The sequence below is a fragment of the Piscibacillus halophilus genome, from assembly GCF_900110685.1.
Classification (GTDB): Bacteria; Bacillota; Bacilli; order Bacillales; family Alkalibacillaceae; genus Piscibacillus; species Piscibacillus halophilus.
On record NZ_FOES01000012.1, the window covers coordinates 24,827 to 47,673 of the forward strand.

Here is a 22,847-nt window from a genome sequence, read left to right on the forward strand (position 1 = left end):
AAATTAAATCTTATCGAAAAGTGGTTATAAATACATAGTTTGAATGGTAATAAATGATTTATTTTGTCGAAATTTCTAGAAAAGTTAGTTCTATTGCTTAGTGTTGCTAGTTTCTGACTATTAGTACAATTAAGTTGGCAAGACAAGTTTTCGTCAAAATCAAGGGAGGGTTTATATTGAGTCGAAAAGGATTGATGAGCTTCTTAGTCGGAGTACTGATATTTTGTACATTTAGTCCAGTGGTACAGGCTGAGCCAAGCCCAATTGGAGATACTCGGTCCGCTTCATCCGACAAATCTGAACCGGTTGTCACAGTAGGTCCGAGTGGAAAAACCATTCTCACAAACGAAGAAACGACAAAAATAGGCCCAGGATTAGAATTAACTACATTTGAACGGTTTGATGGACGTGGTTGGTTAAATGGTGAAGTGATGACCATTGATCTGGAGAATGAAGCCGTTTCAACCGATTTATTGTACCCGGGAGAGATATCGGATACAAAACCCGTCTCAGAATTAGCTAAACAACATGGAGCAGTAGCCGGAGTAAATGGAGACTTCTTTGATATTAATAATACGAATGCACCGTTAGGCACAATGATTCAAGATGGTGAGATGTTAAAAGGCCCTCAAGGATCTCATACTTTGACGTTTGGTGTTGATGAAAATGGCCTTGGGAATTTGTCCCGTATTTTTTTAGAAGGAACCGTACAATTACCTTCTAGCAGCGTGGAATTGGCTGCATTGAATCAATCTAGTATTCCTGCCGATGGTATTGGCTTATATACCTCTGTTTGGGGACAAGCACAGCGTCCAAGTGCGGATCATGTCTATGAAGTACTGGTCCGTGATGGCGTAGTCGAGTCTGTTTCCGACCAAGTGAGTAGCGGTCCGATCGATGAAGATAGCTTTGTACTAGTTGGACGAGAAGAGGGTGCACTACAGTTACAAGAACTTTCTGTTGGTGAATCGGTAACAGTTTCGTACGCTCCAAAAGTCGATAATGATTCGATTATGGACTATGCGATTGGAGGAAATGCTATTTTAGTTAATCATGGTGAGGTTACAGCAGGATTAGATGATCGTACTACAGCTCCTCGATCTGCAGTAGGCTTATCAGAAAATGGGAAAAAGATGTTTTTAGTTGTAGTTGACGGACGTCAAACGGATAGTCGTGGGATGACTTTACACGAACTAGGTGAATTAATGGTAGAATTCGGTTCTTACCAAGCTCTAAATATTGATGGTGGCGGATCTTCGACCATGGTTGCGCGTATGCCGGGTGAATCAGATGTGGAAGTAGTGAACAGCCCGTCTGATGGGATGGAGCGTTCGGTGCCAAATGGTATTGGTATATTTGTCGAAGATGGAAGTGGTGAACTAAATCATTTTGCAGTGGAAACGGTTATGGAGGAAGAACATAGTCATCGTGTTTTTCCTGGTTTGACAAGAAGTTTTATTGGAAAAGGGTACGATGAAAATTTTTCTCCTGTAAATGTTGATTCAATCAAGTGGAAGGCCCTCCCAGCGGATGTCGGTTCTTTTGATGAGGATGGCATCTTTTATGCTAGAAAGTCTGGTAAAGCTGTGGCACAAGCTCAAGTTCGGTCAACTAAGGGTACTAAGGAAATCAGGGTTCTTGGTGAATTAGATCGGATTGAGACAACTTCCTCTTATCTAGGAATGGAAATTGGACGAAATGCTGACTTTTCTATAAATGGCTTTGACAAAAATGGTTATTCAGCACCTATTGAAGCACGTGATGTTAATTTAGAATATGATCAAACGGTGATTGAAGTAGAAGAAAATGAAAACGGCAAGTTCACAGTTATTCCACTAGAAAATGGAGAATCAACAACAATTGAGGTAACTGTTCAGGATAAAGTCGTGCGACTACCAGTAACTATTGGATTGGAGACTGTGGACATTTCTGAATTTGAAACGGAAGATGGTTGGGAATTTACGAAGTATCCGGCTGATGTTGGAGCATCGATGGAGCTGGTAGAAGGTCGAAATGGTAACGGAATTCAACTTAGTTATGATTTTACTACCACTACAGCTACTCGAGCAGCTTACTTACAAGGTTCACCGATGTTGGAGCTCCCAGGAGATGTTCAACAGCTTGGACTTTGGGTGCATAGTGATGGAAATGGTGCGTGGCTAAGAACAGTCTTAGAAGATGCATCAGGTACACGATATACATTGACATTGGCAGATGAAGTGGATTGGACGGGTTGGCAGTATGTGGAGACGAATTTACCAGAGGGTATACAATATCCAGTGAAGTTATGGCGCATTTATCCAGTAGAAACGGATCCAAATAGTCAATATACTGGTTCATTAATTTTTGATGATTTAACTGTAAAAGTCCCACCTGCCGTGGATGAGGTGGAGAGTGAAGAGGTAACACCTGATTCACTTATTGTTGAAAATGAAGGCATTGGCAAGGATCGTTGGAAGTTTGCCGTATTAAATGATTCTCAATTTGTTGCCGATTCGCCGAATAGTCAGCAAGTTCAAATGGCTAGAAAAGCTTTACGTGAAATTGTAGCACAGGATCCTGAGTTTCTTGTAATTAACGGTGATCTTGTGGATACGGCATGGGAAGAAGATTTTGAATTTGCCAAACAAGTATTAGATGAAGAAGTTGGGGATGCTTTTCCAATTTACTATACGCCAGGTAACCACGAAATTGTAGGTAGTGGCTCATTGGATAATTTCTTAGAGGTATTTGGCGAAAATCGTTATACCTTTGACCATAAAAGAACACGTTTTATATTACTTGATTCCTCAACAGGTAGCTTCCGGACTAGTGATTTTGACCAATTAATTGAATTAAAGGAATCATTAAATGATGCAGCTACCAATCCAAAGATTAAGAATGTCGTCGTATTGGGACATCATCCTACACGCGATCCTCTACCGACGAATAATAGTCAGCTATCAGATCGGAAAGAAGCTGAGTTGATTGAAAATTGGTTAACTGACTTTCGAGAAACTTCTAATGGAAAAGGGGCCATATATTTAAGTGGCCATGCCCATACGGTTCATTTAGAGCGTGTCGAAGGGGTTCCTTATATGGTAACAGGTTCAGCAGGCAAATCTCCTTATGGATCACCAGCTAAAGGTGGCTTTTATGCTTGGACGATGTTTGGGGTCGATCCTACTCCAATGCCAGAGAAAATGTTCGGACCAGAGTCATCAGATAAAAATTCAGATTGGGTTCAAGCAGAAGTTCGACCAATTTTAGAAGACATTTCGATCGACGGTCCAGGTTCAATCTCAGTCGGTGAGACGGCTACTATCTCTGCCGAAGGACATCAAGCTGGAAATCTAACGTTCCCACTTAGTTATCCTGCATCGGTTTCTTGGGAAGGAAGTGAGGATGTATTTATTGGGACAGGCGATGCTTTAGAAAGTGCGAAAAGTTCTGGTAAATATACTGCTACATTTAACCCAGTGAATGGAGAGTTAACAGCTTTAAAAAATGGATGGATTCAGTTAGAGGTACTTTCCAATGAAATGAAAGCTCATATCGACATTGAAATAGAGTAAATCTTCCGCAAGTAGATTGGCTGCCTTTAAGGTAAATGCAACAAATGACAAAATGATATTTCGTAAATAAAATCCGAACCTTGATTTGAATTCTATTTAAGAATTAATCAAAAGGTTCGGATTTTATATTAAATAATTTTAATTATACTCTTTTATTTTTTGACGTTTTATTTCAAATTCTCAGGGTTTAAGCCTTCTAATTCAGGAAGGACAAATCGTCCGTCTTTACGGACTAATTCACCATCAAAATACATTTCTCCTCCACCGTAATCTTCACGTTGGATGACAACCATATCCCAGTGGATAGAGGAATTATTTCCATTATAAGCATTATCGTAAGCTTGGCCAGGAGTGAAGTGGAAGCTGCCATCGATTTTCTCATCAAATAAAATGTCTTTCATTGGGTGTAAAATGTAAGGGTTAATGCCGATGGCAAATTCACCGATATAACGAGCACCTTCATCAGAATCAAGAACTTCATTGATTCTGTCACTGTCATTCGCTTTGGCATCAATGATTTTACCATCCTTAAACGTTAGCTCTACATTTTCAAATGTGAACCCTTGGTAAGGTGATGGCGTGTTATAAGTTAGGGTACCATTAACCGATTCTTTAACCGGTGCTGTATAAACTTCTCCGTCTGGAATATTCATATTCCCAGCACATTTAATTTTAGGAATATCTTTAATAGAGAATTTTAAATCTGTTCCTGGCCCTTTAATATGAACTTCATCGGTTTGTTCCATTTTATTAACTAAAGCATCCATTGCTTTGTCCATCTTCGCATAATCTAACGTACATACATCGAAATAGAAGTCTTCAAAAGCCTCTGTACTCATATTGGCTAATTGAGCCATTGAAGCATTAGGGTATCTCAGGACACACCACTTTGTTTTAGGAACGCGGATATTACGGTGTACTCGACCAACCGTCTGTCCAAATAGTTTATTATTAGCGCTGGGTACATCCGATAGTTCATTAATGTTATCGCCAGAACGAATGGCAATGTAAGCATCCATATCTTCCATGACTGTTGCCTCATATTTTTCCCATGCTTTTAACTGCTCTTCGTTAGCTCCCATTAATAGTGATCGCATGACTTTTGGATCTTTAAGCGTGACAAAAGGTTGACCGCCAACTTCGTATGATTTTTCTATAATTGCAGATACTAATTCTTGTTGAAGGCCTGTATTCTCAATAAGTAATTTTTCATTTTCTTTAAGTTGTACTGAATAATTCACTAATAAATCTGCTAATTTATCGATTCGTGGATCTCTCATATGTATTCCCTACCTCACCTTTTTTGAATTTATATGAATATTTTATCACATTTTGGTGTAAGTTTAACGGTTTATACTCAGACTTGTTTGACATTGGGCAATATGGGGTATAGATTAGTAAGTAATAGTACATGGAAGGTTGTGTTAATGTTGAATCTATTACATATTTCAGCACTGATTGCAGCAATCGCTTTTTTAATCCTCGTCATTTATATTGCTTATACGCTAATATCTGTACGTAAAACCTTTCATCATGTGGCTAACACAGTAGAGGGTATTGAAAAGCAAATGCAAGGAATTACCCATGAAACAACAGAATTGTTAAAAAAGACCAATCATTTAGCAGAAGACATTTCTGAGAAAACAGATAAAGTGAATGTTTTATTTGATGGTGTTAAAGGAATAGGGTATACAGTGCAGGATTTTAATGACTCTTTGCAGAAGTTATCAGAAGAGTTGCAAGATCAGGCAAATGAACATGCTGAAAAAACTTCTCAGACCATTAAATGGGGTGAGGCAGCGATTCATTTATGGAAAAAATACAAAGAAAAATAATTTTTAGAGGAGGAATCTCTTATGTCAAATGAACAGGAAGCAAAAAATAATCAGGAAAACATTAATAGTAAGGACTTTTTAATTGGAAGCTTAATCGGTGGTATTGTAGGGGCTTCAGTAGCACTGTTATTTGCACCAAAATCTGGCCGTGAAATGAGAGAAGATATAAATTCAGGAGCTCAACAAGTACGTGAACGTGCAAGTGAATGGAAAGATGTAGCTTACGAAAAAGGAACAGAGTGGTCATCACAAATTCAAGAAAGAAGCCGTGAAATAACAGATCGTGTAAAAGATAAGACTGACGAACTTCAAGAACGTGTTAATCAATTTAAAGATGAGAAACTAAATAAAGATAATAAAGAAGCACTAGAGGTTGCAGAAGCAATTGAAGAAGCTGCAGAAGAGTTAGAACGTCTTGAAGCAGATCAAGCGTTAGAAGAAACCATTAATAAAAATTAGTCGAAAAAGTTGTTGGGGATATCCAACAACTTTTTTTGAAATTTAAGGAGTGTAGAAGGTGGAGCAATTAACCTCAATAGAAGATTTTAAAAAAGCTATAGAGCAACATGACGAATTAGTGTTGTTAAAACATAGCTTAACATGCCCAATTAGTCGTGAAACGAAAGGACAAATAGAGGAGTTCCAGTCCTTTCATGATGTACCTACTTATATAATCCATATACAAGATCATCGTGATGTTTCAAATTTTGTAGAAGAGCACTTTGGTATTAAGCATGAATCACCTCAAGTTTTTTATATTAAAAATGGTGAAGTTGATTATCATGCTTCTCATTGGGAGATTACCTCTAAAAAAGTAGAGAAAGCATTGCAATAAAAACCCTAAGCTCCTATTGAGGGAGCTTAGGGTTTGATGTTTTATCGAATTCAATTGATAGTTGATCTCCACCATGAATCTCTTCTAAGAATCCTACTTCCTTATGATTCTTAATTAATTTAAAACGATTACCCTGAATTTGGTCAAAGTCAATATCAATATAGCGAAATATATTTTGGAAAATAAAAGGCTCTTCTGTTTGATCTTCGTAAATAATTACATCGTCTGGTTGAATCATAGTATTGAAGTCAATTATTTCACCATTTCGATATACTTTTGTAAGTCTTTTGGTCAACTTTACTGGTTGTTGATTAAAATAAACTTGAATTGAATGGTCACTTTCTTTATCAACTTGTTCTAATAGTTTTTCGACAGTAATAGATTCGTTTTGCTTGATCGTTAATTGATCATGGTTATGGATTCTATCAGTTAATTGTAACTCTTTCCCTTGTTTTTGAACTTGAATAATGTAATCAAAAATCTTTATATTTTTATGGTTTAAGGTAATTTTAAACGGACGCATTTTGGATAATACATGGTCAAATCCACATTGTTTTAGAACATGTTCTAATGAATAATGAGAGTGCCAGATAATACGATCATTGTCTGATAATGTGTAATCTAATGGAACCTCGTGTCCATTCACTAAAACGGGTAGTGGCAATTGATAAACCTCTTGATTGATATGTACCGTCATTTTAGGAGTATTTCCTAAAACATCTTCAACGGTATAAATAGGTGTACGGCCATCTTCTCCTTTTATAACGTCAATATGATCATTATGCTTGATAGGATCTTGAATGGATGCCTCGCGACCATTTATTTTAATGATAGGGGCAGATCCAAGTGTGCCTGGCAAGGTCATGTTTTTACCGTTTAATTCAACCATTATGGCCATTCCGGGTTTTCCATATAATTTATTAACTTGAATGCCAGCAGCTAATAAGGAATCTGCAATGGTTAGTTGCTTTAGATCAAATAATCGGATGGTTCGTTCATTTACGGTTACACTAATATATTTGACAGGATTTTGTTTAGCCGCAATAGCAATCCCAATTGGTGTAATGTATTCTGGGCTATCTGGTAAACATTCTTTATTAGTTAATGGTTGAATTGCATCGATTCCACGAACGACCACGCGGTTCTCAGGTAAATTAAGGATTTTAGCTATTTTTCTAGGTAACTCCGGTGTTAAACTTCCTCCTCCAACTAACATGACAGCTTGAGGTGATTTTTGGTTTAACAATAAAATTTCCTCACTAATAGATGCTGCCAAGTCTGAGATTGAATCATCAATTTCATTGACAACTTCAGCATACTGATATTGATGTTGAATTCCTAATATATCTTCAAACTCAATTGTTTGTTGATTGGTTAATTGTCGTTTCGCGAATTCCGCTTTGTGAAAGTCTAAAAGGAATGTCTCACTAAGAGCTTCGGTGATTTCATCTCCAGCTTTTGGTACCATCCCATATGCCGTAATGGTTCCTTCACTCGTAATAGCGATATCACTCGTTCCGGCTCCGATATCAACTAATGATACATTTAAACGTCTCATCGACTCAGGAATTAAGACTTGGATCGCTGCAATTGGTTCTAACGTTAAAGCTTCCATTTCTAAGTCAGCTCTTTTTAAAGCAGATAATAGTGAATCTACGACAACTTTAGGTAAGAAAGTGGCTATAATGTCGACTTTAGCTTTTTCACCTTGTTGATCGACTAACGAACCAATTTCCGATTCATCTAATAAATAGTGCAATACCGAGTATCCGACACAATAATAATGCGTCATTTGGTTGGACTGTTCTTCTTCAGCTAATTGATATTGAGCTTGTTGAACGGCTGATAGCTCTAAATGTAGGATATCTTCATCAGTCATTAAAGGTTGCTCTAAAATAGATATTTCATAAGAAGCTCGTTTTGTTTTTAACGCTCTGCCTGCCGCTGCCACACATACTTTTGATAGTGGACCGTGCTTAGTTTCTAGTTGTTTTTTTACGTTATGAATCACGTCAGAGACTTTTAATATATTATGTATTTGACCGTCTAACATAGAGCGTTCTTCATGTTCTTCCGTGACCATATCTAGAACTTTATATTGTGAATGATTATGTTCTAAAATTAAACCTATGACACTTCTGGTACCTATATCCAAGGCAAATAGTTTTTCGCTCATCTGATTAAGCCCCTTTTGTGATGGATTGAATGACAACTAGTGTTTGGTCATTTATAATACTAGGAAGAATATTTAGTTAAGCATAATGTATCATAAAAATAGATTTCGATAAACTAGGGGAGGAATCAACATGAGCGCTAACCGATTAGATGACTTAAGAAAAGAAGTTGACCAGGTCAATTTGCGTTTATTAGATTTGATAAATCGTAGAGGTGAATTAATCAAACAAATCGGTGATATCAAAACAGAACAAGGTATCAATGTGTTTGATCCTATTAGAGAAAGAGAAATGTTGGATCTCATCTTGAAAAATCATGAAGGCCCATTCGAGTATTCCACGATTGAGCATTTGTTTAAAGAAATTTTTAAGGCAGCAAAAGAGTTAATTGAAGAGGATCAATTAAACGCCTTATTAGTCTCGAGACAAAAGAAACCGACCGACACAGTCGTTAATATCGGTGAAGAGATTCAAATCGGGAATGGACATCAAGAGTTTGTGTTTGGACCTTGTTCCGTTGAATCGTATGAGCAAGTGGACGCTGTAGCTCAAGCGATAAAAGAAGAAGGATTAAGCATGTTAAGAGGAGGAGCCTTCAAACCGAGAACCTCCCCTTATGACTTTCAAGGTTTAGGACTTGAAGGATTAAAAATTTTAAAAGAAGTCGGTGACAAGCACGGGCTTAAAACTGTCAGTGAAATTGTAAACCCTAACGATATTGAATTAGCGCATGATTATGTTGATGTCATTCAAATTGGAGCTCGTAATATGCATAACTTTGAATTGCTTAAAGAAGCGGGACGAGCTAGTAAACCAATTTTCCTAAAGCGCGGTTTAGCAGCTACTATTAATGAATTTATAAATGCTGCAGAATACATTATTTCACAAGGTAACGGACAAATCATTTTATGTGAAAGAGGAATTCGTACTTATGAGACAGCAACAAGAAATACATTAGATATTACGGCAGTGCCAATACTAAAGAAAGAAACTCACTTACCTGTGTTTGTCGATGTAACCCATTCTACAGGTCGAAGAGATTTATTATTGCCTGCTGCTAAAGCTGCATTTGCGACTGGAGCAGATGGGGTGATGGCAGAAGTCCATCCTGATCCGGCAACAGCATTATCCGATTCTCAACAACAAATGGACATTCCAACATTTCAATCTTTTATTAATGAGTTACGCCAATAACAGGAATACTATCTTCATAGTATTTCTGTTTATTTTGTGAAGGTTTATTAAATAGTTGTTTATAGGCGGTATTATCTGTTGATAGAATTTTTAGAATGTCGTATGCTAACAATATTAAAACGAATATCGGTGTGAAATGAGGGGTTTAAATGAGTGTAACAATTTACGATGTAGCAAAAAAAGCAAATGTTTCAATGGCGACGGTTTCCCGAGTCATTAACGGAAATACGAACGTAAAACCAACTACTAGAAAAAAGGTATTAGCAGCAATCGAGGAGCTCGGCTTTAGACCGAATGCGGTAGCACGTGGTTTAGCAAGTCGAAAAACAACCTCTGTTGGGGTTATTATACCGGATATTTCAAATATGTTTTTTGCTGAGTTAGCACGAGGAATTGAAGATATCGCAGCCATGTATAAATACCATATTATTTTAAGTAGTTCAGATCAAAACTTAAATAAGGAATTAGACCTTTTTGATAACATGCTAGAAAAGCAGGTAGACGGTGTTATTTTTATTGGAGGTTCTGTATCGGAAGAGCATGTTAAAGCCTTTAAAAATTCAAATGTACCAGTCGTATTAGCTGCGACGGTCGATGAATCCAATGAAATCGCTTCTGTTAATATTGACTATTATTTAGCTATTCAAGATGCCGTTCAACATTTAGTTGAAGAAGGTGGACATCAGACTATTGGGTATGCTTCAAATAACACAGGTTCCAGTATAGAGCTTTCGAAAGTACAAGGTTTTAAAGATAAATTAGAGCAACACAAATTAAATGTCCCTAATCATTTAATTTATGAAGGCGATGATTCGTATCAATCTGGGTTAAAAGCCGCTGAATATTTCTTGGGTCTTGATGAAGTACCAACCGCGGTTATGACGTCCTCTGATGAAATGGCGTTAGGTGTGATTCATGGGGCTCAAGATAAAGGCGTACAAATTCCTGAAGATTTATCCGTTGTCGGCTTTGATAATACAAGATTATCTGTGATGGTTCGTCCTGAACTCACAACAGTTGTACAACCAATGTACGATATTGGAGCCGTCTCGATGAGATTATTAACTAAATTACTTAAAAATGAAGAAGTGAGTGAAGATCAAGTCGTTCTTCCTCATCGAATTATAAAAAGAAGCTCAACAATTCAATAACCCAACCGATAATAAATATATAGACAAACTTGTACAATTAGGGTGAGAGGCTAATGAAAAAAAGAGACATACTGACACCGATTGGAATCGGAATAGGTGCAACGATGATATTAATGGGGATTTATTTTAATAGTGGGCTAGATGGCTTCTCAACATTTCTCCAATTGTCATCATTTATTATCGTGTTAGGTGGATTAACTGGAGCTTTACTGATTAACTTTAATTTAAAAGAAATGAAATTGACTGGAAAAGTATTTAAGGAAGCGTTCAGTAAATCGGATCACAATTTACGAGAGTTAATTCAATTATTCATTCGTTTATCGGAAAAAGCACGACGTGAAGGACTGCTAGCTTTAGAAAGTGAGCTTGAAGATTTAGACGATGAATTTATTAAAAAAGGCGTTTATTTAGCCATTGATGGTATTGAGCCAGAAGTTATTAATGACATCATGAACGCTGAGATTACCGCAATGGAAGAAAGACATGGAAAAGGTCGAGCAATTATTGAAAAAGCAGGGGAGTATGCTCCGTCATGGGGGATGATTGGTACACTTATTGGTTTAGTCCTTATGCTAAATAATTTAACTACTCCTGAAACGATTGGACCAAGTATGGCAGTGGCCCTATTAACGACGTTTTATGGGATGGTACTTGCTAACCTCGTTTTTATTCCTATATCAGGAAAGTTATACAATATGACTGAAGAAGAAGTTTTTATGAAACAAGTGATTATTGAAGGCGTCATCGGGGTTCAATCTGGTCAAAACCCTAAAATACTAGAAGAGAAATTGAGTGCTTTTCTTTCTAATGAAGAGCTAAGTATGCAAGAAGATGAAGTTGAAGAAGAAGTCATCGGAGAGACGGCCAATGAATCTTAATCGAAATCGTAAAAAACGGCCAAAAAAAGAAGCACCACTTTGGATGGTCACGTACTCTGATATGGTTACGCTCATTTTAGTATTTTTTATATTATTGTTTTCAATGTCACAAATTGATGCTGAAAAGCTAAAAACCGTTACGGAATCCTATCAACAGAGAGTTATTCTTGATTACTATCCATCTGCGGTTGAATTAGATCAAGCTAGCAACCTAGAAGATGATGAAGATGAAAATGAATTCGAAGGCATGACAGAGATTGAAGAAACAGAAGAATTAACTCCACATGATTTAGAAGAACAAGTAGATGAATTAGAACGTTTACTTCAACAAATAGAAGAATACATAAGGAATGAAGGATTATCTGATGTCATTTCAGCTACGAGAACAGAACAAGGTGTTGTATTAGTTTTACAAGAAAATGTCCTGTTTGAATCTGGTGAAGCGGAATTAATTGGAGATGCGTTACCACTATTACAAAAAGTAGCAACGTTATTGGAAAATATTCCTAACCAAGTGAAAGTTGAAGGGCACACGGATCCGAGACCTATTAGAACCAATCGCTTTCCTTCAAACTGGGAACTGAGTGGTGCTAGAGCAAGTAGTGTTGTACGATATTTTGCAGAAGAAGAGGACTTGGAGGCAGAAAGGTTTCAAATATCGGGTTTTGCAGATACGAGACCGATTGTTCCAAATGATTCTTCAGAAAATATGAAAAAGAATAGACGTGTTGAAATTATTATATTGGAATCTGACTAATTGAATGGTTTGATCTAAAATTTTAATCACAAAAAGCACTCGAGAAAATCGAGTGCTTTTTAACTGATTCAATGAGGTTGATTTGGAATAAAGATCATATTTTAATACATCATATTAGGCGTTAATCTCAAAAGGTTAACGTTATTTTTAAACAATAAAAAAGCCTACCATAGATAGTAGGCAAAGAGAAAAAGAAAGCTACATGTATTTTTGTTGGTTCGTGATGAATTGCAAACTCTTTTCAAGAGATAATCTATTTTTTTCTGTAATTTCAGGTTTACGAGGAATTTCTTTATATATGCCATCCGTGTCTTGCCATTGGTTAGGCAATGTGACGGGACTTTTTTCTTGCCATTTCTTTAACCAGTCTTGTGGCAAGTCGCCTGTTAATATTTCTGATTTAGCCGCAATATTCCAAACTTGACCCCATGCACGAGGAACTACTCGCCACATATCATAGCCTCCGCCGCCAAGGGCAATCCAACGACCGTCACAATAAGTATGGGCTATTTCATGTGCTAGTTTTGGTATAATCTCGTAAGTTTCCATCGTACTACATAAATGGGTAAGAGGGTCGTATGCATGGGCATCTGCACCGTTTTGCGTAATGATTATATCTGGTTTAAAATATTCGGCAATTTCTTTTATGGATCGTTTATAAACTTCTAAAAATGATTCGTCTTCTGTAAAAGCGTCTAGTGGAATATTAAATGAATAACCATAGCCGTCTAATCGACCTCGCTCATTTGTAGTACCAGTTCCAGGGAATAAGTATCGGCCTGTCTCATGAATGGATAAAGTACAGACATTTGGATCATCATAAAAGATCCATTGAACCCCATCTCCGTGGTGGGCATCTGTGTCTATATACAAAACCTTATAATCTGTTAGTTCTCGAATATATTTTATAGCAATCGCTGCATCATTATATACACAAAAACCAGAGGCTTTCCTAACAAATCCATGATGTAGGCCACCACCTAAATTAACGGCATGCTTAAAACCATTTTTTAAAACGGCATCTACAGCACTTAAAGTTCCTCCAACTAATAAGGACGCTGCCTCATGCATCTTAGGAAAAATCGGTGTATCTTCTGTTCCTATGCCATATTCCAGCGCTTCACTTTCGGTTAATTGATTAATTCCAGCTCTCTTAACTGCATCAACATAGTTGGGATGGTGAACGGTTTTGATTTCTTCATCTGTGGCCATTCTTGGTGGAATCACTTGGTCGTCTGTTAAGGTTCCTGCAGATTTAAGAAGTTCATATGTTAGTGTCACTCGTAATTGATCAAAAGGATGATCTTCTCGAAATTTATATTGATTGAAATCGTTTGAGTAAACAAATGCTGAATGACAAATCATGGTGATAACCCCGGTATGTTTGGCCACAGTACTTCATACCCTCTATTTTTCAATTGATCAATTAATGGCATAGGATTCATCGTTTGAATTCTTAATACAATAATTTTTTGCGTTCGATCTTGATCGTATGGATAAATAAAAACGGATGATATGTTAATTTTTCTTTCACCAATAATTTGTGTAATTTCAGGAAGCATTCCTACTTTGTTAGGGACTTTGATTTCAATTTGAGAACTTTGCTCATGAATTCCTGTTAATTGAATCAAGGTGTATAGTAAGTCTTTCTCGGTAACAATCCCGACTATTTGATTATCTTTTGTAACAGGGACACATGCAATCTCGTGCTCATAGAAAATAGAGGCTATTTCTTCGATGAAATCTAATGGATGAACAGTAATAACTGGGCTTGTCATGATGGAGCTAACTTGGTGATTTAGTGTTTCTTGGTTTTGGTTTTTTTCTAATGTAGATGGAGCAGCATCTCGGATATCACGATCTGAAATAATTCCAACGACACTGTGATGTTCATTAACGATCGGAATATGTCTGATATGATACTTGTTTAATAGTTCTAATGCTTGTTTAATGGTATGGTGAGGTTCTAAGGTGATGACATCCTTTTTCATGATTTCTTCAACTAACAATGGTTTCACCTCATTTACATATATAAATCATTTCGTCCCATAAATCTTAGTGAATCAAAAGTTTTGATGGACTCTTCAGGAACATTTTGACCAATACGAACAAGTAAACAATTGGCAGGGTGAGATATTATTTCTGGGTCATCTGTGGACATAGGTTCTAGTCCTCCATACCCCATCATTGTTTCCATTAGTTTTCTGTATTCCCATACATTTAAACCTGTTGATTTCATATCCCAATGCCAATAATATTCTGTCGTGATGATAATATAGTTTTCCATTTGTTCATCCATCATAGCAACTTTTAGAATAGTAGAGCCAATACCTAAACCACGATAATCATGAGATACCTCAATAGCTCCTAGTTCTAAGAGATCATCCATCTTTATGGTGGACCATCTTTCTAAAGGGTCAGGATGTAAAAACGTCGCATATCCCACTATTTTATCTTGATCGCGTGCAATAATGATCCGACCTTCTGGAAACTCAGCAATAGATTTGATGGCCTCATATTGTTTCTTAGGTGGTCTAAATGCTTTTAAACCTTCATCAAAATAATAATGATCGAGCTCTTGAGTTGTAACTGGACCCTCAACAACGACGGAGCGACCGTTTTTATTTATTACCTGTTTATGATATTTTTTCGGATGTTCCAAATCGTCACCACCTGATTAACCTAATGATACATCTATGTTAAGTATAACATGATTGACTAAATGGAATTAATATAAAAAAGACAAATAGAGCTGAAATGCTCTATTTGTCTTTTGAACACTGTATTAGATGAAATTAATAATGGTTTACATTAGAATAAAAGAAATTTAGAGTTGGTTATCGGATTTAGAAAAGCCGTTTCGTCATTACTTTCTTCGTCGCCATTTCCGTTACCATTTCCACTGTCTCCATCTCCGCCTTCATCATCTTCTCCATCTTCACCATCTTCTCCATCTTCTTCATCTCCGCCTTCATCATCTTCTTGATCTTCGTCATTATCTCGTTTGCGTTTATCTTTCCTGTCTTTATCCTTATCTTTTTTGTCTTTTTCATCTTTCTCATCATCTTCCGGTTCTTCAATTTCACCATAAGTGACTGAAGAAGAGTGGTCAGATTCGTTACCAAAGAAGTCGACAGCTTTAACGGCATAAATACGGTTTTTAGATACTTCAACACCTGGTTCTTTTGTGGAGTCTATCAATTCGAAATCATCATCTTCTGATTCTTTCATATAGACTTTGTATCCAATCACATCTCCGTCTAATTCACTCCAAGTTAATTTTGAACCATTCATTTGTACACCTTTTGGCGCAGATGGTGAACCATCATCTTCTGGAGGTCCATCTTCAGGAACGACTAAATTAGCCCAAGCTTCATTATCAGGTAATAATTGACTAATATCCTCAATATCATCCCAGCCTTGTTCTTCGACGAATCCTGGTCTGAGGAAGAAACCTTCTTCGACAAACTCTTCAGGTGTGCTGTCAATGGCCTCATAGTACTCATCACCAATTTGTACGTATTCGCCTTCTGTTACACTATCATCTTTCTTTGTAGGAACGTGATCGATGTTAAATAAATCAGTTTTAACAAGGCCTAATTCTTGGCAAGCCTCACTAGGTAATAATCCAGAAATTTGACAGTAGTTTCTTGATACAATACCTCCTGGACTTTCATGTCGTTCTTGAGGTGCCATTAAGTCTGGATTAACTTCGGTTGCAGCGTTAACTAAACTAGACCAGTACCCTAAGTTACGTTGGCTGTAACTTAAACTACAATTTCTACAATTATTTAGATTCATTACTTCTTTCTCGTGTTCAGACACCTGTCCGTCTCCATTAATATCGTACTCATCATAACCAATCCAAGTACCTAGTGTAACATTCGGATTCGTACCAACAAAGAGTGCGTCCATCCATCCATTTGAAGTTCCTGTCTTACCTGCCCAGTCAACGGACGGGTTAGAGAGTTGACCTCTAGCATAAGTGGCAGTACCTTGAGTCAGTACATCACGTAAAATATCTAGAGTCAGGTATGCTGTCTGTGGCGAGAAGACATCAAGTTCATTTGTTTCATGTTCATAGATTGTGTTTCCATCACCATCAGTAATCTTCTCGATCATATAAGAATCTTTAAACTTACCACCATTTGCGAATACTGAAAAGGCATTGGTAGTCTCCTCAAGTGAGACATATACAGGTCCAAGAACTCCAGGCGCATACAGGCGATTTGGTGCAAACTCATTACCGTCAAATCCCATATTATTTAGATAGTTAGACAGTTCTTCGTGTCTTCCTTTTCGGTTTAACATATCTATAGCTAGTCTTGAAGCTGGAAGGTTATCTGAATCTTTTAGCGCCTCGCGAGCACTTACAATTCCACTTTGTGATCCTGAAATATAGTTTGAAGGACTCCAGCCACCAAGTTCATTTACTAATTGATTACCAAATTTCACATCGGCAAGCGGAGAACCTGGACTAGCAATTCCCATGTCTATAGCAGATGCATACCAAAATGGTTTCATCGTACTACCGTTTGGTCGTTGGTGATAAGAGAAATGGTTAATTTCACTTCGCTCAAAATCACGGCCACCGGTAAAAGCTAAGATGGCACCCGTACGATTATCTTTTAACATTGCACCTGCTTCTACTGGCATTTCAATTTCAATTTGTTCATCATTTTCTTCGTCATAACGATATACAGTTCTTGTAGGTTCAAAGTAAGGATATTCTCTTGTCACCTGTTGGAAAGCGTCATAAATATCCTTGTCAATAGTTGTGTGAATCTCATAACCGTTTTGACGTAAATCACGTTCTGCTCTTATTTCATATTGTTCTAGTAATTTATCATTTTCCTGTAATTCTTCCATTGTATAGCCGTCTTCTTCAGCTAATACTTTTGTCATTTGTTCAATTGCTCGATCTTCAATTTCAAACGTTAAGAATGGATAATCAGAGATAGTGGATTCTTTTTTATCAGTAAGATTACCAATCACGTCGTAATCTAATGCCTCTTCATACGTTTCTTCATCAATAATTTCTTCCCTTAGCATACGGGATAAAACAATACGTTGGCGCTCAAGACCTGGTTGCAAATCTTCTTCAGATTTTAAATTTCCTCCATTATCAAAAGGAGTATAGACAGAAGGACTTTGAGGTAAACCTGCAATGAAGGCAGCTTGAGCAATATTAAGCTCATCCGCATCAACATCAAATAATCCTTGTGCTGCCGCTTGAACACCAGCAATGTTTCGACCAGAGGAGTCACGCCCAAATGGTACAATGTTCAAGTACGCCTCAAAAATCTCATCTTTTTCAAAGAATCTCTCAAGACGTAAGGCTACTAAGATTTCTTTTGCTTTACGTTCAAATGAAACTTCATTTGTTAGAATCTGAGATTTGATAAGCTGTTGAGTTAATGTACTACCACCGGATTGCATATCTGCATTTGAAAATTCCTGAAAGAGTGCTCTGAAAATCGCCTTTGGGACAACCCCGTTGTGAGTTTCAAAGTATTCATCTTCTGTTGCTTTGATTGCATCCTTTAAATGGTCAGAAACTTCTTCTAACTTAACTTCCTCACGATGTAAATCACTACGAAGTTTACCCATATGTACATTATTTGCGAAGTATATATTAGAAGTTTCTTCGTAATTGTAAATCTGTTTACCCATTTCTTCTCGATCAGATGCTTCTAGGTCTTCGGTAAGTGAGGCAAAGTAACCGACTCCTAGACCACCTAAGAAAAAAGCAACAATAAAACCTAAAACAAGAAAGAATAATATAATATTCCAAATGACGTCTAAAGTAATTCGTGTCGTTGAAACGAATCTACCTTCTTGAAAGACAGATAGCCATTTATTTTTATTCATGATCGAACCTCCTAAATTCAGAATCTATTATAGCATAATCTATTCAATCATCCTATTCGTGATATGGTAGATTTTTTGTTGCATTTTTTAAAAAGATATGGTAAAAATATCTCATATCATACATGAATGAATATAAAACGCTATGAACGGTTGAAGTAGGAATATGCCCAATGTTTCAGAGAGCTGGTGGTTGGTGTGAATCAGTACAAGGCATAGGACGAATTACGACTTGGAGCATCTCTTATTAAGAGCGGTTAGTTGGCCGATATTGCAATGAAGTGGTAGTGAATACACTACAACTAGGGTGGTAACGCGAATCCTTCGTCCCTATTATTGGGCGATGGATTTTTTTGTGTTTTAAGACTATGTTCACACATAATAAGACTTAGTCTCTATAAAATTTGGAGGTGTAGAAACAATGAACATATTGGAAGATTTAAGAGCTCGAGGACTTGTTAATCAAGTTACAGATGAAGAAGGATTAGAAAAGCATTTAAGTGAAGGGAGGGTTTCTTTATATTGTGGGTTTGATCCAACAGGAGATAGCTTGCACATCGGGCATTTGTTACCGATTATTATATTAAAACGTTTCCAAGAAGCTGGTCACCAGCCGATTGCGTTAGTCGGTGGAGGAACCGGTATGATCGGTGACCCTAGTGGTCGTAATGAAGAGCGCCAATTAAATGAAGAGAGTGTTGTGGAACATTACAGTAATCGAATTAAGTCACAATTAGCCAAGCTCCTAGATTTTAATGATGAGAAGAAGGGAGCTGTAGCGGTTAATAACCTTGATTGGTTAAAAGAAATGTCCGTTATTGAACTACTAAGAGATGTTGGTAAGCATTTTAGTGTTAACTATATGTTAGCGAAGGATTCAGTTGAATCAAGAATTGAGAACGGAATTTCATTTACAGAGTTCTCATACATGCTATTACAGTCTCTTGATTTTCAAAAGTTAAACCAAAAACAAAACTGTACCCTACAAATCGGAGGTAGTGATCAGTGGGGGAATATTACAGCTGGTTTAGAATTGATTCGCCGTACAAGTGAGGAAGGGGAAGAGGCAAAGGCATTTGGTTTAACATTCCCTTTAATTACTAAAGCAGATGGAACAAAATTTGGTAAAACCGCAGGAGGAGCTGTATGGTTAGATCCTGAAAAAACGACTCCATATGAATTTTACCAATTCTGGTTAAACGTTGATGATCGTGATGTTATAAAATTCATTAAGTACTTCACATTCTTATCATTAGATGAAGTAGAAGAATTAGAAAAAGAAGTCCAAGAACGACCTGAACAACGTGCGGCTCAACGACGTTTAGCAGAAGAAATGACGAAGTTGGTTCACAGCGAAGAGGCCTTAGAACAAGCGATACGTATTTCAAATGCCTTATTTAAAGGGGATATTAAAGCATTAAATAAGGAAGAAATCGAAGCTGGGTTTAAAGATGTTCCTTCTCATACATTAGAAGAAAACGAGAAGGGCTTAGTCGATTTATTAGTTGAAGCAGGAATCTCATCATCCAAGCGTCAAGCTAGAGAAGATATTAAAAATGGAGCTATCTATATTAATGGTGAACGTGAACAAGATATGCAATATGTCATTGATCAGAAAGATAAACTAGATGATGCATTCACGGTCATTAGAAGAGGTAAAAAGAAATATTTCTTAATCCGTCATTAAAAAAGCAGATGGGCCAAATTAAACGGCCCATCTGCTTTTACTTTTCTTTAAGAAGTTGTATAATCTCTTCGTTTTGATGTATTATTTTTTCGCTATTTTAAGGAGTTTCGTTTAGGCGATCTTCAATTTCCTTCATGATTTCACCAGCACGTTCCCATTGTCCGTTTGATAGGGCATCTTGATACTGATCGAATAATTGAGAAACATCACGTAATGTTTGCTCAGCATCTAAGATTGGTTGATCCTCTGTCTCTGTACCTTCTTCTTCAGTATTTTCTGGATCAGTGTCCGTGTCTGGATCTGGTTCAAGTTCTGGTGCGTTTCCTGGCGCTCCTTCTTCAACCATTGCAACAATTTCATCTAATGCTTCTTTAAAGGTTGGCTTCATAACGATGTAATCTTCATATGCGACAATAACCTGCTTCACTTCTGGTAATGAAGTTTCATTAGACGATTCAATGTAAATTGGTTCAACGTATAAAACCGTATCTTCGATTGGATAAGTGAGTAAATTACCACGGATGACTTCTGAGCCACCTTGAGACCATAAGTTTAATTGTTGTGATATATAACTATCTTGGTTGATTCGGTTTTCGATTTGTTGTGGTCCATATATATTTTTCTGTTTAGGGAATCTGTACACAAATAATTCCCCGTAATTGTCCCCATCATTTCTAACTCCCATCCAAGCGATCATATTTTGCCTGTTCTTAGGAGTGAATGGAATCGAAAGGATAAACTCTTCCATATCTTCATCCGGTAAGGTAATCGTAATATAATATGGTTCCATAACAATGTCCTGGTTGTAATATTTCTCTGTAGGGAATTGCCAAGTATCCTCTCGGTTATAAAATACTTCTAAATCTGACATATGGTATGTTCCCCATTTATCTGCTTGCACCTGGAATAAGTTCTCAGGATAACGAAAGTGAGCTCTTATATCTTCTGGAACCTCTGTTGTAAAGAGGTCAGGAAACATGTTTTGGTACGTTTGTAATAATGGATCATTTTCATCAGCAACATAGAAGTTTACTTCACCTGTATAAGCATCGATGGATACCTTTACAGAGTTTCGAATATAGTTACGATCTTTTTGATATGGCTCAGCATATGGATAATTTTCAGCTGTTAAATAGGCATCCATAATCCATACCATCGTTCCATCGTCACGTACGACAAGGTATGGATCTGTATCATAATCAAAGAAAGGTGCAATTCGGTTAACACGATCTTTAATATTTCTTGTTTCAAGTAACTGACTTTCTTCTGTTAATTGATCCGAAACAAACATTCTAAATGATCCTTCTTTAATTGAGAATAACAGTTTGTTCAGACCTTGAAGCGGAACACCGGTATTTGCTTCATATCTAGTTGAAGCATTGGATTCACCTTGAGGATAGTCGAATTCATCAACTTTCGTATTAACGATGACATTGCCTGCTTGTTCTTCACCAAAATATAGCTGCGGTCTTGAAACCTCTAAGGCTCCTTGTGTCGGTAAATCTTGCAACAAGTATCTAGGCTGACCTTGACTATCAACCTCATTAACATGGCTCATCGTTACTCCATAACCGTGAGTATAGCGTAACTTGTCATTCACCCATGTTCTGGCTTGGTCTGGTAAATTAGATGTATCTAACTCACGAGCACCAATAAAGACTTGACTATATTCTCCATCAATCATGTATCGGTCAATATCTATATCATTAAATTTATAGTAATTTCTAATCGTTTGTTTTTGATTATAAACATCTTTTAGTGGTCGTGAATCATTGAGACGTACGTTATTGATTGTTAACTCATTTCGCTCAATTAACTCTTCATCTAAACTATCTTCACCAGGGTGTTGGATTTCATTTATATTATCTAATCCATAAGCTGCACGAGTATACTCGAGATTTTGTTCTAAATATGGTTTTTCCTGATTGAACTCATTAGGTGAAACGACGAATTGTTGTACAGCTACTGAAGCGAGCTGACCTAATATAACGATGGCAATATAAGTCGCGATGGGGATTAGAACACCCTTAATTCTCCCGCGTACTAAGGAGATAATCATCCAAACGGTTGCTAAAATCGCTGTAGCCGCAAGAATATACGCTTTTGGAATATTGACAACATCATCTGTGTAACTTAACCCATAAACCACACTGTCTTGAAAAGCATTGACGCTATTAGTTAATAACGTACCGTATGGTTCTAACAGGTGCTGAGCTGCTAATATTAGTCCAATAAAACCTAAAGTAAATCCTAAATGTAATTGAGCACGACGGCTTTTACGGTACATTTCAAATACTGAGTAAGCACCAATTTCAGCTAATAAAACTATGATGCCCAAACTAAATAATACACCTAGAACAAATTCTAAGAATGGTAGTATGTACAAATAAAATGAAATGTCTAAATTAAAATGTGGGTCGGTTGTACCGAATGGTTCATAATTGAGAACTTTTAATGCTGGTTCCCAGCCTAAACCTTGAACTAACATCGTACCTAAAACACCAAATATAATCGAAACCACTAATATAATATTTCGACTGATTTTCTTACTCATGATGGCATTAGGTATGGCATTATGATTCAAGTAAGATAAGTAAGATTTGCGTATCCAGCTTAGGGTAAAAATACCAATGACTAAAAACAACACAAATCCTATAACGCCTAACGCTACTTTACTAGCCATAATCGTTGTATAAACATTTTGAAAATCAAGTGTCTCCATCCAAATATAATTGGTTAGGATTTGGAATCCGATTATTCCAAGGATAAGGATTGGTAAAATAATCAGAAAAACAAACTTTAGACGCTTTGTTAATTTCTTAATATTATCTGCCTGCTTTTTATTAAGTTGTTCGAAAAAGTCTTGTGAATCCATGTTTACCTCCATTAAAAAGTTATTGATCTAATTGTTAAT

General features: G+C 36.8%; 16 protein-coding genes and 1 other annotated feature. Of the genes, 9 read left to right on the forward strand and 7 right to left on the reverse strand.

What is annotated here, in order from left to right; genetic code table 11:
* Positions 1 to 176 precede the first annotated feature (176 nt).
* Positions 177 to 3,554: a phosphodiester glycosidase family protein gene (locus BMY57_RS07460; protein WP_091773396.1), complete on the forward strand. Its 3,378-nt coding sequence runs from the start codon at positions 177 to 179 to the stop codon at positions 3,552 to 3,554.
* Between the two features lie 167 nt (positions 3,555 to 3,721).
* On the opposite strand, the gene BMY57_RS07465 is transcribed toward BMY57_RS07460, so the two are convergent.
* On the reverse strand, positions 3,722 to 4,834 hold the full coding sequence (locus BMY57_RS07465; RefSeq protein WP_091773397.1) for an aminopeptidase: 1,113 nt from the start codon (positions 4,832 to 4,834) through the stop codon (positions 3,722 to 3,724).
* Positions 4,835 to 4,981: 147 nt separating this feature from the next.
* Between BMY57_RS07465 and BMY57_RS07470 the strand changes: the two genes are divergently transcribed.
* The 3 genes from BMY57_RS07470 to ytxJ are packed head-to-tail and all read left to right on the forward strand — an operon-like array spanning position 4,982 to position 6,224.
* On the forward strand, positions 4,982 to 5,389 hold the full coding sequence (locus BMY57_RS07470) for a DUF948 domain-containing protein (RefSeq protein WP_175615459.1): 408 nt from the start codon (positions 4,982 to 4,984) through the stop codon (positions 5,387 to 5,389).
* A 21-nt stretch (positions 5,390 to 5,410) separates the two neighbouring features.
* On the forward strand, positions 5,411 to 5,848 hold the full coding sequence (locus BMY57_RS07475; protein WP_091773398.1) for a YtxH domain-containing protein: 438 nt from the start codon (positions 5,411 to 5,413) through the stop codon (positions 5,846 to 5,848).
* A gap of 58 nt (positions 5,849 to 5,906) precedes the next feature.
* A complete protein-coding gene (ytxJ, locus tag BMY57_RS07480; RefSeq protein WP_091773399.1) occupies positions 5,907 to 6,224 on the forward strand; it encodes a bacillithiol system redox-active protein YtxJ in 318 nt (105 codons plus the stop codon).
* Between the two features lie 13 nt (positions 6,225 to 6,237).
* On the opposite strand, the gene pilM is transcribed toward ytxJ, so the two are convergent.
* Complete coding sequence (gene pilM, locus BMY57_RS07485) at positions 6,238 to 8,400, reverse strand: pilus assembly protein PilM (protein WP_091773400.1); 2,163 nt, start codon at positions 8,398 to 8,400, stop codon at positions 6,238 to 6,240.
* Positions 8,401 to 8,530: 130 nt separating this feature from the next.
* Between pilM and BMY57_RS07490 the strand changes: the two genes are divergently transcribed.
* The 4 genes from BMY57_RS07490 (at position 8,531) to motS (ending at position 12,378) form a co-directional block, all read left to right on the forward strand.
* The gene (locus BMY57_RS07490; RefSeq protein WP_091773401.1) at positions 8,531 to 9,592 is read left to right on the forward strand and encodes a bifunctional 3-deoxy-7-phosphoheptulonate synthase/chorismate mutase; all 1,062 of its coding nucleotides are present in this window, start codon (positions 8,531 to 8,533) and stop codon (positions 9,590 to 9,592) included.
* 149 nt (positions 9,593 to 9,741) lie between these two features.
* Positions 9,742 to 10,743, forward strand: coding sequence for a catabolite control protein A (gene ccpA, locus BMY57_RS07495; protein WP_091773402.1), 1,002 nt, complete (start codon positions 9,742 to 9,744; stop codon positions 10,741 to 10,743).
* Between the two features lie 53 nt (positions 10,744 to 10,796).
* Positions 10,797 to 11,621 (forward strand): flagellar motor protein MotP, encoded by an 825-nt coding sequence (gene motP, locus BMY57_RS07500; RefSeq protein ID WP_091773403.1) that lies wholly within the window; start codon positions 10,797 to 10,799, stop codon positions 11,619 to 11,621.
* Positions 11,611 to 12,378, forward strand: a complete 768-nt coding sequence (gene motS, locus BMY57_RS07505) for a flagellar motor protein MotS (protein WP_091773404.1) — start codon at positions 11,611 to 11,613, stop codon at positions 12,376 to 12,378. Before motP ends, motS begins: the two co-directional genes overlap by 11 nt.
* 198 nt (positions 12,379 to 12,576) lie before the next feature.
* Here motS and BMY57_RS07510 read toward each other — a convergent pair whose 3' ends face one another.
* From BMY57_RS07510 to BMY57_RS07525, 4 genes are all read right to left on the reverse strand, one after another.
* The gene (locus tag BMY57_RS07510; protein ID WP_305728828.1) at positions 12,577 to 13,770 is read right to left on the reverse strand and encodes an acetoin utilization protein AcuC; all 1,194 of its coding nucleotides are present in this window, start codon (positions 13,768 to 13,770) and stop codon (positions 12,577 to 12,579) included.
* Positions 13,740 to 14,387: an acetoin utilization AcuB family protein gene (locus BMY57_RS07515; protein ID WP_091773406.1), complete on the reverse strand. Its 648-nt coding sequence runs from the start codon at positions 14,385 to 14,387 to the stop codon at positions 13,740 to 13,742. The genes BMY57_RS07510 and BMY57_RS07515 overlap by 31 nt, the downstream gene beginning before the upstream one ends.
* Positions 14,388 to 14,401: 14 nt before the next feature.
* Complete coding sequence (locus tag BMY57_RS07520) at positions 14,402 to 15,040, reverse strand: GNAT family N-acetyltransferase (protein WP_091773407.1); 639 nt, start codon at positions 15,038 to 15,040, stop codon at positions 14,402 to 14,404.
* A 149-nt stretch (positions 15,041 to 15,189) separates the two neighbouring features.
* On the reverse strand, positions 15,190 to 18,249 hold the full coding sequence (locus tag BMY57_RS07525) for a transglycosylase domain-containing protein (RefSeq protein ID WP_091773408.1): 3,060 nt from the start codon (positions 18,247 to 18,249) through the stop codon (positions 15,190 to 15,192).
* Between the two features lie 133 nt (positions 18,250 to 18,382).
* Positions 18,383 to 18,581 (forward strand) — a binding site (T-box leader).
* 86 nt (positions 18,582 to 18,667) lie between these two features.
* On the opposite strand from BMY57_RS07525, the gene tyrS reads away from it, so the two are divergent.
* Positions 18,668 to 19,933, forward strand: a complete 1,266-nt coding sequence (tyrS, locus tag BMY57_RS07530) for a tyrosine--tRNA ligase (RefSeq protein ID WP_091773409.1) — start codon at positions 18,668 to 18,670, stop codon at positions 19,931 to 19,933.
* Between the two features lie 97 nt (positions 19,934 to 20,030).
* Here tyrS and BMY57_RS07535 read toward each other — a convergent pair whose 3' ends face one another.
* Positions 20,031 to 22,808: a UPF0182 family membrane protein gene (locus BMY57_RS07535; RefSeq protein WP_091773410.1), complete on the reverse strand. Its 2,778-nt coding sequence runs from the start codon at positions 22,806 to 22,808 to the stop codon at positions 20,031 to 20,033.
* Positions 22,809 to 22,847: the final 39 nt, after the last annotated feature.

Excerpts from the sequence above, each read along its gene's own strand:
- BMY57_RS07490 (WP_091773401.1), top strand. The coding sequence starts at position 8,531 with ATGAGCGCTAACCGATTAGATGACTTAAGAAAAGAAGTTGACCAGGTC.
- BMY57_RS07475 (WP_091773398.1), top strand. The coding sequence starts at position 5,411 with ATGTCAAATGAACAGGAAGCAAAAAATAATCAGGAAAACATTAATAGT.
- pilM (WP_091773400.1), bottom strand. The coding sequence starts at position 8,400 with ATGAGCGAAAAACTATTTGCCTTGGATATAGGTACCAGAAGTGTCATA.
- BMY57_RS07470 (WP_175615459.1), top strand. The coding sequence starts at position 4,982 with ATGTTGAATCTATTACATATTTCAGCACTGATTGCAGCAATCGCTTTT.
- BMY57_RS07465 (WP_091773397.1), bottom strand. The coding sequence starts at position 4,834 with ATGAGAGATCCACGAATCGATAAATTAGCAGATTTATTAGTGAATTAT.
- motP (WP_091773403.1), top strand. The coding sequence starts at position 10,797 with ATGAAAAAAAGAGACATACTGACACCGATTGGAATCGGAATAGGTGCA.
- tyrS (WP_091773409.1), top strand. The coding sequence starts at position 18,668 with ATGAACATATTGGAAGATTTAAGAGCTCGAGGACTTGTTAATCAAGTT.
- BMY57_RS07525 (WP_091773408.1), bottom strand. The coding sequence starts at position 18,249 with ATGAATAAAAATAAATGGCTATCTGTCTTTCAAGAAGGTAGATTCGTT.
- ccpA (WP_091773402.1), top strand. The coding sequence starts at position 9,742 with ATGAGTGTAACAATTTACGATGTAGCAAAAAAAGCAAATGTTTCAATG.
- BMY57_RS07535 (WP_091773410.1), bottom strand. The coding sequence starts at position 22,808 with ATGGATTCACAAGACTTTTTCGAACAACTTAATAAAAAGCAGGCAGAT.
- motS (WP_091773404.1), top strand. The coding sequence starts at position 11,611 with ATGAATCTTAATCGAAATCGTAAAAAACGGCCAAAAAAAGAAGCACCA.